The organism is Promicromonospora sp. NPDC050249, from assembly GCF_040656015.1.
GTDB lineage: Bacteria > Actinomycetota > Actinomycetes > Actinomycetales > Cellulomonadaceae > Promicromonospora.
In genome coordinates this window covers 12862-29276 of sequence record NZ_JBFAKY010000038.1, presented here as the reverse complement: position 1 = coordinate 29276, position 16415 = coordinate 12862, and the positions used below count along the sequence as shown (strand labels likewise).

The 16415-nt window shown below is 69.3% G+C and carries 7 protein-coding genes; all 7 read right to left on the bottom strand.

The window, feature by feature from the left end; all coding sequences use genetic code 11:
- Positions 1-271 precede the first annotated feature (271 nt).
- Positions 272-4156, bottom strand: coding sequence for a DNA-directed RNA polymerase subunit beta' (locus AB0I32_RS23240; RefSeq protein ID WP_357510379.1), 3885 nt, complete (start codon positions 4154-4156; stop codon positions 272-274).
- 94 nt (positions 4157-4250) lie between these two features.
- On the bottom strand, positions 4251-7763 hold the full coding sequence (gene rpoB / locus AB0I32_RS23235; protein WP_357510377.1) for a DNA-directed RNA polymerase subunit beta: 3513 nt from the start codon (positions 7761-7763) through the stop codon (positions 4251-4253).
- Between the two features lie 408 nt (positions 7764-8171).
- A complete protein-coding gene (gene rplL, locus AB0I32_RS23230) occupies positions 8172-8555 on the bottom strand; it encodes a 50S ribosomal protein L7/L12 (protein ID WP_357510375.1) in 384 nt (127 codons plus the stop codon).
- 84 nt (positions 8556-8639) lie between these two features.
- Entirely contained in the window at positions 8640-9170 is a 531-nt protein-coding gene (gene rplJ / locus AB0I32_RS23225) for a 50S ribosomal protein L10 (RefSeq protein ID WP_357443978.1), read from the bottom strand.
- A 326-nt stretch (positions 9171-9496) separates the two neighbouring features.
- Positions 9497-12094: a CHAT domain-containing protein gene (locus AB0I32_RS23220; RefSeq protein WP_357510373.1), complete on the bottom strand. Its 2598-nt coding sequence runs from the start codon at positions 12092-12094 to the stop codon at positions 9497-9499.
- Between the two features lie 158 nt (positions 12095-12252).
- Complete coding sequence (locus tag AB0I32_RS23215; protein WP_357510371.1) at positions 12253-14709, bottom strand: CHAT domain-containing protein; 2457 nt, start codon at positions 14707-14709, stop codon at positions 12253-12255.
- Positions 14710-14885: 176 nt separating this feature from the next.
- Positions 14886-16406, bottom strand: a complete 1521-nt coding sequence (locus AB0I32_RS23210; RefSeq protein WP_357510369.1) for a S8/S53 family peptidase — start codon at positions 16404-16406, stop codon at positions 14886-14888.
- Positions 16407-16415: the final 9 nt, after the last annotated feature.

Below are 16415 nucleotides of genomic sequence, written 5' to 3'. Positions count from 1 at the left end.
CCATCGGGGCACGACGTGCCCCGGGAGGTTCTTGCCGGGATGCCCACGCACTCACATCGGCCGCTTCCGAAGCTGCCTTGCGGCGGCCTTCAAGAGGTGCGGCCCGACGGCGCGGGCACGAATTCTAAGAATACCCACGTGTTTACGGGGGGTCAAAACGAATCGGGTGTGAGATGCGCCCGAAGGCCGCGAAGTAGAGCGCCTGTCCTGCTTCCGCACGGGGTATCCCGTGCGGAAGCAGGACAGGCGCTCTACTTCGCGGTCGGAAGGATCAGCGGAAGTCGCCGAGGTCCAGGTCCTCCAGCGGGATCGCCTCGCCCGAGCCCATACCGAGCGTCGGGAAGTCGATCTCGTCGTAGCCGAAGCTCGGGTAGAGCTCGGCCTTGGCCTGCTCGGTGGGCTCGACCTCGACGTTGCGGTAGCGGGGCAGACCCGTACCGGCCGGGATGAGCTTACCGATGATGACGTTCTCCTTGAGGCCCAGCAGCGGGTCACGGCGACCGCTCATCGACGCCTCGGTGAGCACTCGGGTGGTCTCCTGGAAGGAGGCCGCCGAGAGCCACGAGTCGGTGGCGAGCGAAGCCTTCGTGATACCCATCAGCTCCGGACGGCCGGCGGCCGGCTGGCCACCCTCCGACACGGCCTTGCGGTTCGCGTCCTCGAAGCGCATGCGCTCCGCGAGCTCACCGGGCAGCAGCTGCGAGTCACCCGAGTCGAGCACGGTCACGCGGCGCAGCATCTGCCGCACGATGACCTCGATGTGCTTGTCGTGGATGTCCACGCCCTGGCTGCGGTAGGTCTCCTGGACCTGGTCCACCAGGTGCGTCTGCGTGGCACGCGGGCCGAGGATGCGCAGCACCTTCTTCGGGTCGACAGCACCCTGGACGAGCTGCGTACCCACGGTGACGTGGTCGCCGTCCGCGATCTTGAGGCGCGCACGCTTCGTGACCGGGTACTTGATCTCCTCGCCACCGTCGTCCGGCGTCAGCACGAGGTGACGCGTCCGCTCGGTGTCCTCGATCGTCACGCGACCCGTGTACTCCGCGATCGGCGCCTCACCCTTGGGGGTACGGGCCTCGAAGAGCTCGGTGACACGCGGCAGACCCTGCGTGATGTCCTCAGCGGCAGCCACACCACCGGTGTGGAAGGTACGCATCGTCAGCTGCGTGCCCGGCTCACCGATCGACTGCGCCGCGATGATGCCGACGGCCTCGCCGATGTCCACGAGCAGGCCCGTGGCCAGGGAGCGGCCGTAGCACTTCGCGCAGGTACCGACGCGAGAGGTGCAGGTAAGGACCGAACGGACCTTGACGCTCTCGATGCCCGCCGCGATCACCTGGTCGATGATGACGTCGCCCGCGTCCGAACCGGCGGTCGCGATGACGTTGCCGTCGGCGTCCACCACGTCGGTCGCGAAGGTACGCGAGTAGATGCTGGTCTCGACGCGGTCGTCCGGGACGAGCGAGCCGTCCGGGAGCCTCTCGGCGACCGGCAGCGTGAGGCCACGCTCGGTACCGCAGTCGTCCTCACGGATGATGACGTCCTGCGACACGTCCACCAGACGACGGGTCAGGTAACCCGAGTCGGCCGTACGGAGGGCCGTGTCGGCCAGACCCTTACGGGCACCGTGCGTCGCGATGAAGTACTCGAGGACGGACAGGCCCTCGCGGTAGTTGGACTTGATCGGACGAGGGATGATCTCGCCCTTCGGGTTCGCCACGAGGCCGCGCATACCGGCGATCTGACGGACCTGCATCCAGTTACCACGAGCACCGGAGCCCACCATGCGCATCACGGTGTTCCGCGCGTTGCTCTCGAGCTTCTCCCGCATCACCGATGCGACCCGGTCGGTCGCCTGGGTCCAGATCTCGATGAGCTCCTGACGGCGCTCGTCGTCGGTGATCAGACCCTTGTCGAACTGCTGCTGGACCTTGAGGGCCCGAGCCTCGTGCTCGTCGAGGATCGCAGCCTTCTCGGTCGGCGCAGCGACGTCGGAGATGGCGATCGTGACACCGGAGCGCGTGGCCCACCGGTAGCCGGCGTCCTTCAGCGCGTCCAGCGCCGCTGCCACCTCCACCTTCGGGTAGCGCTCGGCGAGGTCGTTGACGATCGTCGAGAGACGCTTCTTGTCGGCGACACCGTTCTCGTACGGGTAGTCGACGGGCAGCGTCTCGTTGAACAGGTACCGGCCGAGGGTCGTGTCGAACAGGAGCTGCTGCCCCTGCTCCCAGCCCTCGGGCGCCTCGAAGTCCTTCAGCGGCGGCACGAGGTCCGACATCCGAAGCTTGATCTTGGCGTTGATGTCCAGCTCACCCCGGTCGAAGGCCATGATGGCCTCGGCCACGGAACCGAACGCACGGCCCTCGCCCACGGCGCCCGGACGGTCGCTCGTGAGGTGGTGCAGACCGATGATCATGTCCTGCGAAGGCATGGTCACCGGACGGCCGTCCGACGGCTTGAGGATGTTGTTGCTCGAGAGCATGAGGATGCGGGCCTCGGCCTGCGCCTCGGCGCTCAGCGGCAGGTGCACTGCCATCTGGTCACCGTCGAAGTCGGCGTTGAACGCGCCGCAGACGAGCGGGTGCAGGTGGATGGCCTTGCCCTCGACGAGCTGCGGCTCGAACGCCTGGATGCCCAGACGGTGCAGCGTCGGCGCACGGTTCAGGAGCACGGGGTGCTCCGTGATGACCTCTTCGAGCACGTCCCAGACCACAGGACGGGTGCGCTCGACCATGCGCTTGGCGCTCTTGATGTTCTGCGCGTGGTTGAGCTCGACGAGCCGCTTCATGACGAACGGCTTGAACAGCTCGAGCGCCATCTGCTTGGGCAGACCGCACTGGTGCAGCTTGAGCTGCGGGCCGACGACGATGACCGAACGGCCCGAGTAGTCGACGCGCTTGCCGAGCAGGTTCTGACGGAACCGGCCCTGCTTGCCCTTGAGCATGTCGGAGATCGACTTCAGCGGGCGGTTGCCCGGACCCGTGACCGGACGGCCGCGGCGGCCGTTGTCGAACAGCGAGTCGACGGCCTCCTGGAGCATCCGCTTCTCGTTGTTGACGATGATCTCCGGCGCGCCGAGGTCCAGAAGCCGCTTGAGGCGGTTGTTCCGGTTGATGACGCGGCGGTACAGGTCGTTCAGGTCCGACGTCGCGAACCGGCCACCGTCGAGCTGCACCATCGGGCGCAGGTCCGGCGGGATGACCGGGACGGCGTCGAGCACCATCGCCGTGGGCGAGTTCGTGGTCGTGAGGAACGCGTTCACGACCTTGAGCCGCTTGAGGGCACGGGTCTTGCGCTGGCCCTTGCCGGAGCGGATGGTCTCGCGCAGCGAGTCGGCCTCGGCCTCCAGGTCGAAGTTCTGGAGGCGCTGCTGGATCGCGCTCGCACCCATCGCACCCTCGAAGTAGGTGCCGTAGCGGTCCTGGAGCTGGCGGTACAGCATCTCGTCGCCCTCGAGGTCAGCGACCTTGAGGTTCTTGAACCGGTCCCAGACCTGCTCGAGGCGGTCGAGCTCCTGGTCCGCGCGCTTGCGGAGCTGAGCCATCTCGCGCTCGGCGGAGTCGCGCACCTTGCGGCGCGCGTCAGCCTTGGCACCCTCGGCCTCGAGCTCGGCCAGGTCGGCCTCGAGCTTCTGGGCGCGGGTGTTGATGTCGTTGTCCCGGCGGTCGGAGATCTCCTTCTTCTCGAGATCGATCTCGTTCTGCAGGTTCGGCAGGTCTTCCTGGCGGGCCTCGTCGTCGACCGACGTGATCATGTAGGCCGCGAAGTAGATGACCTTCTCGAGGTCCTTCGGCGCCAGGTCCAGCAGGTAGCCCAGGCGGGACGGCACACCCTTGAAGAACCAGATGTGCGTGACGGGCGCGGCGAGCTCGATGTGGCCCATGCGCTCACGGCGCACCTTGGAGCGCGTGACCTCTACGCCACAACGCTCACAGATGATGCCCTTGAAGCGCACGCGCTTGTACTTGCCGCAGTAGCACTCCCAGTCGCGGGTCGGACCGAAGATCTTCTCGCAGAAGAGCCCGTCCTTCTCCGGCTTGAGGGTGCGGTAGTTGATGGTCTCTGGCTTCTTGACCTCACCGTGCGACCAGGCACGGATGTCCTCGGCCGTGGCGAGGCCGATACGCAGCTCGTCGAAGACGTTGACGTCGAGCAAGATGTCCTACTTCCTGAAGTTCTCGAAAATCCTTGGTGTCCAGGTCCGCGCCTGGAGTCCGGGTCCGCGCCCGCTGTGCGGGCGCGGACCGGTGTCAGATCTCGTCGACGCTGGAGGCGGCGTTCGGCCGCCTCGAGAGGTCGATACCGAGCTCCTCAGCGGCGCGGTACACCTCGTCGTCGGACTCCTTCATCTCGATGGAGACACCGTCGCTGGAGAGCACCTCGACGTTCAGGCACAGCGACTGCATCTCCTTGAGGAGCACCTTGAAGGACTCCGGGATGCCCGAGTCGGGGATGTTCTCGCCCTTGACGATCGCCTCGTAGACCTTGACACGGCCCGGGACGTCGTCGGACTTGATGGTGAGCAGCTCCTGGAGCGTGTACGCGGCGCCGTACGCCTCGAGTGCCCAGACCTCCATCTCACCGAACCGCTGACCACCGAACTGCGCCTTACCACCCAGCGGCTGCTGCGTGATCATCGAGTACGGACCGGTCGAACGCGCGTGGATCTTGTCGTCGACCAGGTGGTGCAGCTTCAGGATGTACATGTAGCCGGTCGAGACGGGCTCGGGGAACGGCTCGCCGGAGCGGCCGTCGAACAGCATCGCCTTGCCGTCGTGGTTGACCATGCGCTGGCCGTCACGGTTGGGCAGGGTGGCCCCGAAGAGACCACGGAGCGCGACCTCCTCCAGACCGTCGAACACCGGCGTGGCGACGGGGCGGCCCGGGACGCTCGTGTGAGCGACCTCGGGGAGGCTCTGCAGCCACTCCCCGCCCTTGTCGTCGGCCAGCGAGACGTCCCAGCCCTGCTTGGCGATCCACCCGAGGTGGGTCTCCAGCACCTGGCCGACGTTCATCCGGCCCGGCACACCCAGGGGGTTCAGCACGACGTCGACGGGCGTGCCGTCCTCGAGGAACGGCATGTCCTCCTGCGGGAGGATCTTCGAGATGACGCCCTTGTTGCCGTGGCGGCCGGCCAGCTTGTCGCCGACCGTGATCTTGCGGCGCTGCGCGATGTAGACGCGCACCAGCTGGTTCACGCCGGCGGGCAGCTCGTCGCCGTCCTCCCGGTTGAACTCGCGCACCGCGATGACCGTGCCCTGCTCGCCGTGGGGAACCTTGAGCGAGGTGTCGCGCACCTCGCGCGCCTTCTCACCGAAGATCGCACGGAGCAGGCGCTCCTCCGGGGTCAGCTCGGTCTCACCCTTGGGAGTGACCTTGCCGACCAGGATGTCGCCGGCGCCGACCTCGGCACCGATGCGGATCACGCCGCGCTCGTCGAGGTCCGCGAGGACCTCCTCGGAGACGTTCGGGATGTCCCGCGTGATCTCCTCCGGGCCGAGCTTGGTGTCGCGAGCGTCGACCTCGTGCTCCTCGATGTGGATCGAGGAGAGGACGTCGTCCTCCACGAGGCGCTGCGACAGGATGATCGCGTCCTCGTAGTTGTGGCCCTCCCACGACATGAACGCGACCAGCAGGTTGCGGCCGAGCGCGAGCTCGCCCTCGTCCGTTGCCGGGCCGTCGGCGAGCACGGAGCCGACCTCGACCCGCGCACCCTCGTCGACCAGCACGCGCTGGTTGTAGCTCGTGCCCTGGTTCGAGCGCACGAACTTGTGCACGCGGTACGAGCCCGTCGTGCCGTCGTCGTTCGCCACGAGCACCAGGTCGGCCGAGACCTCTGTAACCACACCAGGCTTGGTCGCCAGGATGACGTCGCCGGCGTCGACCGCCGCACGGCGCTCCATGCCGGTGCCGACCACGGGGGCCTCGGACCGGACCAGCGGCACCGCCTGGCGCTGCATGTTGGCACCCATGAGGGCGCGGTTGGCGTCGTCGTGCTCGAGGAACGGGATCAGGGCGGTCGCGACCGACACCATCTGGCGCGGCGAGACGTCCATGTAGTCGACCTCGGCACCCGGGATGTCGTTGGTCTCGCCACCCTTGGTGCGCACCAGCACGCGGTCGAGGACGAACGTGCCGTCCTCGAGCAGCGGCGTGTTCGCCTGCGCGATGATGTAGCGGTCCTCGTCATCGGCCGTCAGGTACTCGATGTTGTCGGTGACCTTGCCGTTCTCGACCTTCCGGTACGGCGTCTCGATGAAGCCGAACGGGTTGATGCGACCGAACGACGCGAGCGAACCGATCAGACCGATGTTCGGACCCTCAGGGGTCTCGATCGGGCACATGCGGCCGTAGTGCGACGGGTGGACGTCACGGACCTCCATGCCGGCACGGTCGCGGGACAGACCACCCGGGCCCAGCGCGTTCAGACGACGCTTGTGCGTCAGACCGGCCAGCGGGTTGTTCTGGTCCATGAACTGCGACAGCTGCGACGTGCCGAAGAACTCACGGATCGACGCGACGACCGGACGGATGTTGATCAGCGTCTGCGGCGTGATGGCCTCGACGTCCTGCGTGGTCATGCGCTCGCGAACGACGCGCTCCATGCGGGACAGACCCGTGCGCACCTGGTTCTGGATGAGCTCACCCACGGCGCGGATACGACGGTTGCCGAAGTGGTCGATGTCGTCGACCTCAACGCGCACCTCGACCGGCTTGCCGTTGCGCATCCCCGAGAGGATCTGCTTGTCGGCGTGCAGGGCGGCGAGGTACTTGATCGTCGCCACGACGTCGGTCAGCGACAGCGTGGACTCGGCCAGCTGTGCGTCGACACCGAGCTTCTTGTTCGCCTTGTAGCGGCCGACCTTCGCGAGGTCGTAACGCTTCGGGTTGAAGTAGAAGTTCTCGAGCAGCGCGCGACCGGCCTCGACCGTGGGCGGCTCGCCCGGGCGGATCTTGCGGTACAGGTCGACCAGCGCCTCGTCCTCGGTGTGGACGTGGTCCTTCTCGAGGGTGTCCAGCACGGACGGGAACTCGGCGAACTCCTCGCGGATCTCCGCCTCGCTCATGCCGAGGGCCTTGAGCAGCACGGTGACGGACTGCTTGCGCTTGCGGTCGACGCGGACGCCGACGGCGTCACGCTTGTCGATCTCGAACTCGAGCCAGGCGCCACGCGACGGGATGATCTTCGCGGAGAAGACGTCCTTGTCGCTGGTCTTGTCCGGGGTGCGCTCGAAGTAGACGCCCGGCGAACGCACCAGCTGGGAGACGACGACGCGCTCGGTGCCGTTGATGATGAAGGTGCCGCGGGCCGTCATGAGCGGGAAGTCACCCATGAAGACGGTCTGGCTCTTGATCTCACCGGTGGTGTAGTTGACGAACTCCGCGGTGACGAACAGCGGGGCCGCGTAGGTGAAGTCCTTCTCCTTGCACTCGTCCGCCGTGTACTTCGGCGGCTCGAAGCGGTGGTTCGAGAAGGAGAGGGACATCGAGGAGCCGAAGTCCTCGATCGGGGAGATCTCCTCGAAGATCTCCTCGAGGCCCGAAGTTTCCGGGACATCATTACGGCCAGCCGTCTTGGCAATTTCTACCCTGGCCTGCCAGGCTGGGTTACCAAGGAGCCAGTCGAAGCTTTCGGTCTGAAGGCCAAGCAGGTCGGGGACCTCGAGTGGCTCATAGATCTTTGCGAAGGAAACGCGACGGGAAGCGGTACGGTTCGCAATGGCTTCGGCGGACGGAGCTGAAGGGGTGCGCGAGGCAGCCAAGAGGGGTCCTTCCCTGCAGTTCGGGTGAACGCTGTACGCTCTGCGGTGCTGCAGGAAGCTCTGCCGGACTTCACCGGTCGCCGGAGGGCATCCCACAAGAGGGGATGCAACCAGGACTTTCGGGAAGCAGGGGGAGGCGTCGAGGGCACACGCGGGCGCAAAGCGCTAGCATACCTATCTGGTTCTAGTATGTCCAGTCGCCCTACTACGTGCACGCCGAGATCGCAATAATCCTCGAATCGTTGCGGATCCGCACTGCCGGCCCGCGCTGCCGCGGCGCTGCGGCTGACGTGGGTGAAAACGAGAGGCCCGCACCCCCGAGGGGTGCGGGCCTCTGCAGTCGGCGGACGGCGCCCGGGACGAGCCCGGGGCGCCGTCACACCAGCCCGAAGGCGGTACAGCCAGAGGTCACTTGAGGGTGACGGTGGCGCCGGCGCCCTCCAGGGCGGCCTTCGCCTTCTCGGCGGCGTCCTTGTCGGCGCCCTCGAGAACCGGCTTCGGTGCGCCGTCGACCAGGTCCTTGGCCTCCTTGAGACCGAGGGACGTGAGCGCGCGCACCTCCTTGATGACCTGGATCTTCTTGTCACCGGCGGCCTCGAGGATGACGTCGAACTCCGTCTTCTCCTCGACGGCCTCGGCCGGGGCGCCACCCGCGGGGCCCGCGGCGACGGCGACCGGAGCGGCAGCGGTGACGTCGAACTTCTCCTCGAAGGCCTTCACGAAGTCGGAGAGCTCGATGAGGGTGAGCTCCTCGAAGGCGGACAGGAGCTCGTCGGTGGAGAGCTTCGCCATGATGGCGTTCCTTTCAGTTGGCGCTTCGCGGACCGGTGCGGCCCGCGAGAAGCAGGGGGTTTTTGTTCTAGCGCTACCGCCGGATCAGGCGGCAGCGCCCTCCGACTCCTGCTTCTGACGCAGGGCATCGATGACGCGGGCGACCTGGGCGGGCTTGGCGGTGAAGGCGTAAGCAGCACGCGTCAGCGTGGCCTTCAGACCGCCGGCCACCTTGGCCAGCAGAACCTCGCGGGACTCGAGGTCCGCGAGCTTCGTGATCTCTGCAGCGGACATCGGGCGGCCGTCGAGCACGCCACCCTTGATGACCAGAGCAGGGTTCGCCTTGGCGAAGTCACGCAGACCCTTCGCAGCCGTGACCGGGTCCCCGGTCACGAATGCGATGGCGGACGGGCCCTTCAGGTCGGCGTCGAGACCCTCGACACCGGCCTCCTTGGCCGCGATCCCCGTCAGCGTGTTCTTCACCACGGCGTAGGTTGCGTTGCCGCTGAGCGACCGACGCAGCTCCTTGAGCTGCGCGACGGTGAGCCCGCGGTACTCGGTCAGCACGGCCGCGTTGGAGTCGCGGAACTTGCCCGCGATCTCTGCGACTGCGGCTGCCTTGTCCGGCCTCGCCATGGCAATCCTTCCGGTGGTGGTACCACCGTCCCCTGGGGCGCATGCCCCGGGCGTGCCCCGGAAAATGAGAAAGAGCCCCGGCGCAGGTGCACGGGGCTCGGTCTGCGCGGCAGAGCCGCACTCGAGTTCGTCACCTGCGCAGGCCCCCGCTCTCAGCGGGACTTCGGTCTTCTTCCGCCCTGTGCTCGTGAAGAGCGGGCAGCATCGGACGACCGGCGGTCTTGGGTTACCTGAGAATCATACATGGCTGCGCGCATGGTGCTGCACGGGCGGGCGGTGGCACGCGCCACACGCTGCCCGACGGCGGATGCTCAGCGCGGGCGCAGTCAGCGCTCCAGACCCTCCAGGGAGCCGAAGCACACGAGCGGCGCAGGTTCGGGCTCGTCCGCGAGCGCCGCGGCGAGCGCGGCCTCCGGGTCGTCGGTGGCGCGCAGGTGCGCGTGGAAGCGCGGCATCACGCGGGCGGCGACGGCGTCCGACAGCGGGGCGACCGCCGCGACGACGGCGCGGGCGCCGAGGCGCAGGAGGACCGACGTCAGGCCGAGGACCTCTCCCCCGACGACCTGGGAGGAACCGCCGACCTCGCACGCCGACAGGATCACCACCGAGCCGGGGAGCCGGGTGCCGTCGAGCTCGTGCGCGAAGAGCGGGCCGTCGGCCAGGTCGACGGAGGCGAAGAGCGGGTTGTCGGCGTCGTGCCTGCCGTGGGTCGCCAGGTGCACGATGTCGTGCGTGGCGAGCGCCTCCCGTACCGCGGTCGTCGTGGCCGCGGGACCGGTGAGGACCGTCGCGCCCGGCCACATGTCGCCCACCGCCCGCACCTCGCTCGCACCGAGGGTCACGCCCGGACCGTGCGCCGCGAGGAGCCGGTGCCCCTCCCCCGGCCGTGCGTGGGCTCGTCCGCGTGCGACGTAGGAACGCATGGTGGTGCGCTTGCCCCTGCGGGACGGCAGAGCCGTCCACGGCACGCCGACGAGCGGGTCCCGGCCGACGACGTACAACGAGCCGTCCGCCTCCAGCGGTACGGCGAGGAGCTCGTCGAGGGCGTCCAGGTTACGGGTCAGCGAGCGCCGGGCCGCGGCGCGCAGGGCCGTCGGCACCAGGTCGTTGGCGCAGACGCCGAGGTCGGCCCGGGCGCGCAGCACCCGTTCGGCGACATCGGCCCGTGGGCCCAGCTCCACGGTGCGCGCACCGTCCGCGTCCAGGCGGACGCACCGCAGGACGCCGTCGAGCACCAGGTAGTTGGCGACCACTGCGCCGTCGTCGCGGGTGGCGAGCAGGTTCCGCACGTCCGCGACGGTGGCGGGGCGTTCCTCCGCTGCGGCCTTCTCGGCAGCGGTACGGTGCCAGGCACGTTCGCGGGCGGTCGCCAGCAGCCTGCCGGAGCGTTCGAAGAGATGGGCTCGCTCGGGGGCGCTCTCGCGGTTCGTGAGCGTGCGGGCCCGGACGACGAGGCCCCGGGCCTCCGTGACGAGTGCGCGCACGGCGGGTTCCTCCGGTGCCGCGGCGGCGCCCACCCCCGCGAAGGTGGCACGCCCGCGTTCGACCGCCTCGAACAGCGCGTCGGGCAGGCCGGTCCGCACGGCTGCCGCGACGTCGGTGCGCTGCAGGTCTACGCCATGGACGGCGGCGGCGGTCACCGACTCCACGGATCCGAGCCCCAGACCGTGGTCAGCGAGCAGGCCGAAGCCGGTCCGGACGGCGGCGACCCCGGCGTCCCGGTCTCCTGAGGCGAACGCGAGCTGGGCGAGCACCGTCTGCTGCTGGATCCGCGTGGTCAGCGGAGCGTCGACGATGCCGTCCGGGAGGCCGTCGAGCACGGCGCGGGCGGCGACGGCGTCGTCGGCCAGGAGGTACCAGTGTGCGGCGACGAACCGCGCTGCCAGGCCTGGGTGCTGTCCGAGGAGCGGGTCCACCTCGTCGCCGGCCTCCGCGGCTTCGATGGCCTGCTCGGCGCGGTGGCGCGCGTCGTCCGGTACGGGAGCCTCGCCACGCCGGACCGGCAGGAGGATCGCCTCGAGCTCCGCGACACGGGCGACCGCCGCACGCTGCGGATGGCCTACTCCGGTGTAGTACTGCCGGACGAAGGCCGCGGCGAAGCGGGCCTCGTCCCACCGGTGCAGTGCCATGAGGGAGCGGGCGCGGAAGTACTCGGCCTCCGCACGGTGCGGCGCGCGGCCAGGACCGACCATGCGGGAGATCGCCTCGGTGAGTACGCGCTCTGCGTCCTCGAGCAGCCCTGCTTCGTAGAGGACGGCGCCACGGCCGATGTCCAGCAGGCCGTCGGCCCGCTCCGGGTCGATGGCGCGGGCCGCTTCCATGGCCCGGAGCGCGCCGGGCAGATCACCGAGTGCGTACCGCACGAAGCCGGTGTTGTGCAGGGCGAGGGAAGCGATCGAGGGCGTGCCGGCCCGCACCGCCTGCTCGTGGCAGACGTCGAAGTCCCGGAGCGCCGCGTCGAGCCGACCCAGCTCGATGGCTGTCGCGCCGCGGTTGAGCAGCATCGTCGCGAGGTCCCGCCCGTGGAGCACTCCCGGATCCGCGAGCACCTTGTCGAAGGCGGCCATGGCATCAGCCAGCCGGCCGGAGCGCTGCAGGAGCAGGCCGCGTGCCCCCTCGACAACGGCGACGAGGCGCGCCCGGACCGCCGGCGGCGCCGTCTCGGCGCGGGACTCGGCGTCGTCGAGGATGGCCAGCGGCTTGTCGAGCGCGTCCTCGACCGCATGGACGGCGACCGCCTCCCCCGTCAGGGAACGCACCACGCCCTCCGCCCAGCGCTCGTGGTCCCCGGGCTCGAGATCTGCGAGGTCCATGACCCGAAGCCGGTCGAGCACCTTCCGGAACCGCGGCAGAGCGTCGCCCGGCCGCGAGCGCGAGCTGAGGTCCCGCGCGACCAGCAGCTCCGCCTCCAGTTCCGGCCACATGTCGCCCCCTAGCCCTTTCCACGCCCTCGTGGGGCGTCAGGCGGGACACGCTAGCGGGGTGAGATGTCTTGTGTCACCGCCCTTTCCGACGCCGCAGGTCAGCGGCTCGGGCCTGGATGAAGGTGGGCCGATGGGACCACAATTCGCCCGTCCGGGGATCAGGCGCCGGCGAGGCCCTCGACCGAGCTGAAACAGACCAGCGGGACCGGCTCGGCAACGTCCTTCAGGGCCGCCGCGAGGGCAGCCTCCGGGTCGTCGGACTCGCGAAGGTGAGCGTGCAGGCGCGGCATGACCTGGGCGGCGAGCTCGTCCGAGAGCTTCGCGACGGATGCGATCACCGCACGCGCACCCAGGCGCAGGAGCACCGACGTCAGGCCCAGTACCTCGCCGCCGAGGACCTGGGTGGAGCCGCCGACCTCGCACGAGGACAGGATCACGACCGAGCCGGGCAGCGGCGTCCCGTCGAGCTCGTGGGCGAACAACGGGCCGTCGGCCAGGTCGATGCTCGCGAACAGCGGGTTGTCCGCGTCGTGCTGGCCATGGGTGGCGAGGTGCACGACGTCGTGCGTGGCGAGCGCGGTACGGACGTGCTCGGTGACGGCGTCGTCCCCGGTCAGCACGGTTGCGCCCGGCCACTGCCTGCCGACGGCGTGGACCTCCTCGGTGCCGTGCTGCACGCCGGGTCCCGCAGCTGCGAGCAGACGTCGCTTGCCGCTCGGGCGGGCGTGGGTGCGACCTCGGGCGACGTGTGAGTTGACGGCGGTGCGCAGACCGCTGCGGGACGGGAGCGCGGTCCAAGGGACGCTGAGCAGGGGTTCGCGACCCACGACGTAGAGGTCGCCCCGTGCGTGCAGAGGCGCGAGCAGCATGCTGTCGAGAGCCTCGAGGTTACGTCTCAGCGAGGAACCGGCCGCGGCCCGGAGCGGAGCCGGGATCAGGTCGTTGGCGGCCATGGCGAAGTCGGCGCCCAGGCGGCGAACCCGCTCTGTCACGTCCTTCGCCGGGCCGAACTCGATGGCCGTCACACCTTCGGCATCGACACGGACGCAGCGCAACATGCCGTCGAGCACCACGAAGTTGGCCACCACTGCCGCGTCGTCGCCTCGCCCGACGAGCACCTGCCGTAGTTCGCGGGCGGTCACCGAACGCTGCACCCCGCCCGCGTTACCCGCATGGCGCCACGAGCGTTCCCGCACCTCGCTCTGGGCCCTGTGCGCACGGCGGGTGAGCCGCTCCCGCTCCTTGGCCTGGTCAGCAGGCATCTCTCGCGCCCTGGCCAGCAGGCCCCGAGCCTCGGAGAGGAGCGCGGCAGCTTTCGGGTCGTCCGGCGGAGTGACGCGGCCCGTACCGGCGAACGTGGAACGACCTCGCTCCGCCGCGTCGAACAGCGCCGCCGGCCGTCCGGTGCGTGCGGCAGCCCCGACGTCGATACGCGTCAGTTCCACGCCATGAGCGGCGGCGGCCGTGACTGACTCAACCGCGCCGAGCCTGCTGCGATGGTCGGCAAGCAGCCTCAGACCCGCCCGCACGGCACGAAGTCCCTTCGCGCGGTCGTCTGCCGCGAACGCCAGCTCCGCCTGAACCGTGTAGTGCTGGATCCGCATCGTCAGCGGAGCGCTCGTCAGGCCGCGGGGCAGGCCCTTGAGCGTTGCACGAGCCGTATCGAGGTCGTTGGACAGCAGGAACCACTGCGCAGCGACCAGACGTGCGGCATGACCGGGGTGCTGTCCCAGGACCGGTCCTGCGGCGTCGCCGTCCTTGGCAGCGGTGAGGGCTTGTCCGACCCGACGTCGGATCTCGGCTCGTGCCGGTACGCGTACGCCGCGGCGAAACGGTGCAAGCGCTGCCTCGAGCTCCAGAACTCGTGCCAGGACTGCCCATTGCTCGTAGCCCGCAGCCGTGAAGTGGGTACGCGCCCGTGCGGCGAAGACCGAGGCCTCCTCAAAACGCAGGAGTGCCAGGAGACACCGGGCCCGCACATACTCCGCGATAGCGTGATCGGTGCGCCGTCCTGCCGCCCGTAACTGCGGAATCGCCTCATCCAGCAGCGCTTCCGCCTCGTCCAGCAAGCCCACGCCGTACAGCACCTCAGCCCGCCCCAGCATGGGGATGCCATCGTCCTGGTCTGGTGCGAGCTCTCGTGCGGCGGCCATCTCGGCGAGCGCTGCTGGTGCGTCACCACGCATGCTCAGGTAGTAGCCCAAGTTGTGCCGCGCGAATGCCACGAGCATCGGTGTACCGGCCGCTTCGGCGTGCCGGACGGCCTCGAAGTTGTCCGCCAGCGCGCCTTCGACGTCTCCGAGGTCCGACAAGGCAATCGCCCGGTTGAGGTGGGCCATCGCAAGATCTCGCGGTTCCCCGGCGTCACCGACTGCGAGCACCCGGTCGAAGAGGCGCACTGCCTCCGCGGGTTCCCCCGCCACCCACAGCAGGAGCAGACCGCGCTGCCCGTCCGTCACCGCTTCGATGCGCCGACGTTCCGAACCGTCGAGCAGCTTGGCCGCCTCCAGCGCCTGATCGAGCAGCTCAAGGGCGGCTGGAAGGTCTCCGGTGCATGCGAGATCAGCTTGCGCGAGACCCATCCATGAGCGAGCAATGAGCCAGGCCCGAGCCACACGGTCACTCTCCGCCAGCTCCACCGTCGCGTACCGACCAAGATCGCGAAGAAGCGCACGGAACTCGCGGCGAGCGCGGCGCGGTCGGGCACGGACGTTCCACTCCCGCGCCCGTTCGAACCGCTCGGTTAGAGCCTCCAGCTCCGCCGTACCCAACGCGCCCCCCGATCAGAACCTCACACCGGCACTCCGGGCACCTCCGCGTAGAGATCCCCGACCCGGGTCACAGCATGCCAGGCATCGCTGACACGACCTTGCGCGTCAGACGCCGGCGGCTGGCCGGCCGACCGATGTGCAAGCATCTCCGCCGCGAGCTGGGCCGCGAGATACGGCGACGAGAACGACGTGCCGCTCCAGGTCCCGAAGCCCTGCGTGAAGTCGTCCGGGTCGACCGTATAACGCAGGCCGTCCGCCGACCGCCTACCCTCGCCGGCGCCGTCGAACGTCGTGGGCATCGCGCTCAGGACATTCACGCCGGGGCGCACAGCGGCGATCCAGGGGCCGTCGTTGCTGAAGTCGGCCAAGGTCCCATCGGGGTTGGAGGCAGCCACACCGATCAACGGCGTGTAGTCCGGGCAGAGATCGTGCACGTCACCAGGGATTACCCCGCCGCTCGTCCGGCGCACGGGCGGCGCCCAGCCCGCCGGAAAGGTCTTGCGGGTCGATCCGTCGTTCCCGGCCGACACCACCACCAGAACGCCTGCCCGGCGCAGGTCACGAAGCCTGCCGCGGTAGAGACCCTCGTAGTCGTCGTCATCCTCGGGGTGCTCCAGGTAGTAGCCGCTGGCGATCACCACGATGTCGACGGGGAAGTGCCCGGGAACGCCCGCGAGTCCGCGCAGATGGAATTCCAGGAGCCGCTCCACCGACCGGGCGAAGTCCCACTCGGAGGCCGTACCGTCCCCGCCGTAGACGCGGACCGGAAGCAGCGCCGCGTCCGGGCAGACCTGGTGGACCACGCCGGCGATGAAGGTACCGTGCCCGGCGTACGGGTCCAGGTGGGACGCCCCACCATCTCTGCGCCCCTCGCGCTCCGCATCGATGTCCTCCTCGGGATAGGTCCCGATGGGGCTGCCATCCAGCTGCACGTCGCGAAGCACCGCGGTGCCGGGCTCGTCGAACCACGGGTGTCGCCCGATCCCGGTGTCCAGGATCGCCACCACGGGCCGGTCGACGCCTTCCCGCGTGACAAGGGGCGAGACTCCGTCGGCCGCGCGAACGGGAGCACTTCCCGGATACACGGCAGGAACCCGCTTGTCCGGGTCCCCGAAACCTCCGCTCTGCCGATGTCCCATCACCACGTGGTCCAGCGACACCCGCCTGCGGTTGTCGCCCGCTTCCTCCGCCACCGCAGCGAGCAGCCCGAGCGCGTCCCAGTCGTCCCGCACGTCGTCGAGCCGCACCTCGACGTCGGGCCGGGCGCCCACGATGTCGCCGCCTTCGCGCGACGGCGCCTGCTGGAACTCTCCGGTCGTGACGGTGACACCGTTCTCGCGGGCACGGGCAGTGATCATCTCGAGGAGCGCGTTGTGCCCGCCCTCCGAGTCACCGCGGACGATCACCCGGTCCCGCACGTAACGCGTCGGCGCGACGCGCCCACCGGGGAGCCGGTCCGTGGCCGGGTCCAGCTCCCGGACCGGCCGCCACCCTCCGGTGTGGTCCCGGACGTGCATTCCCTCAGGCATCGGCTCACTCACAGCATTACC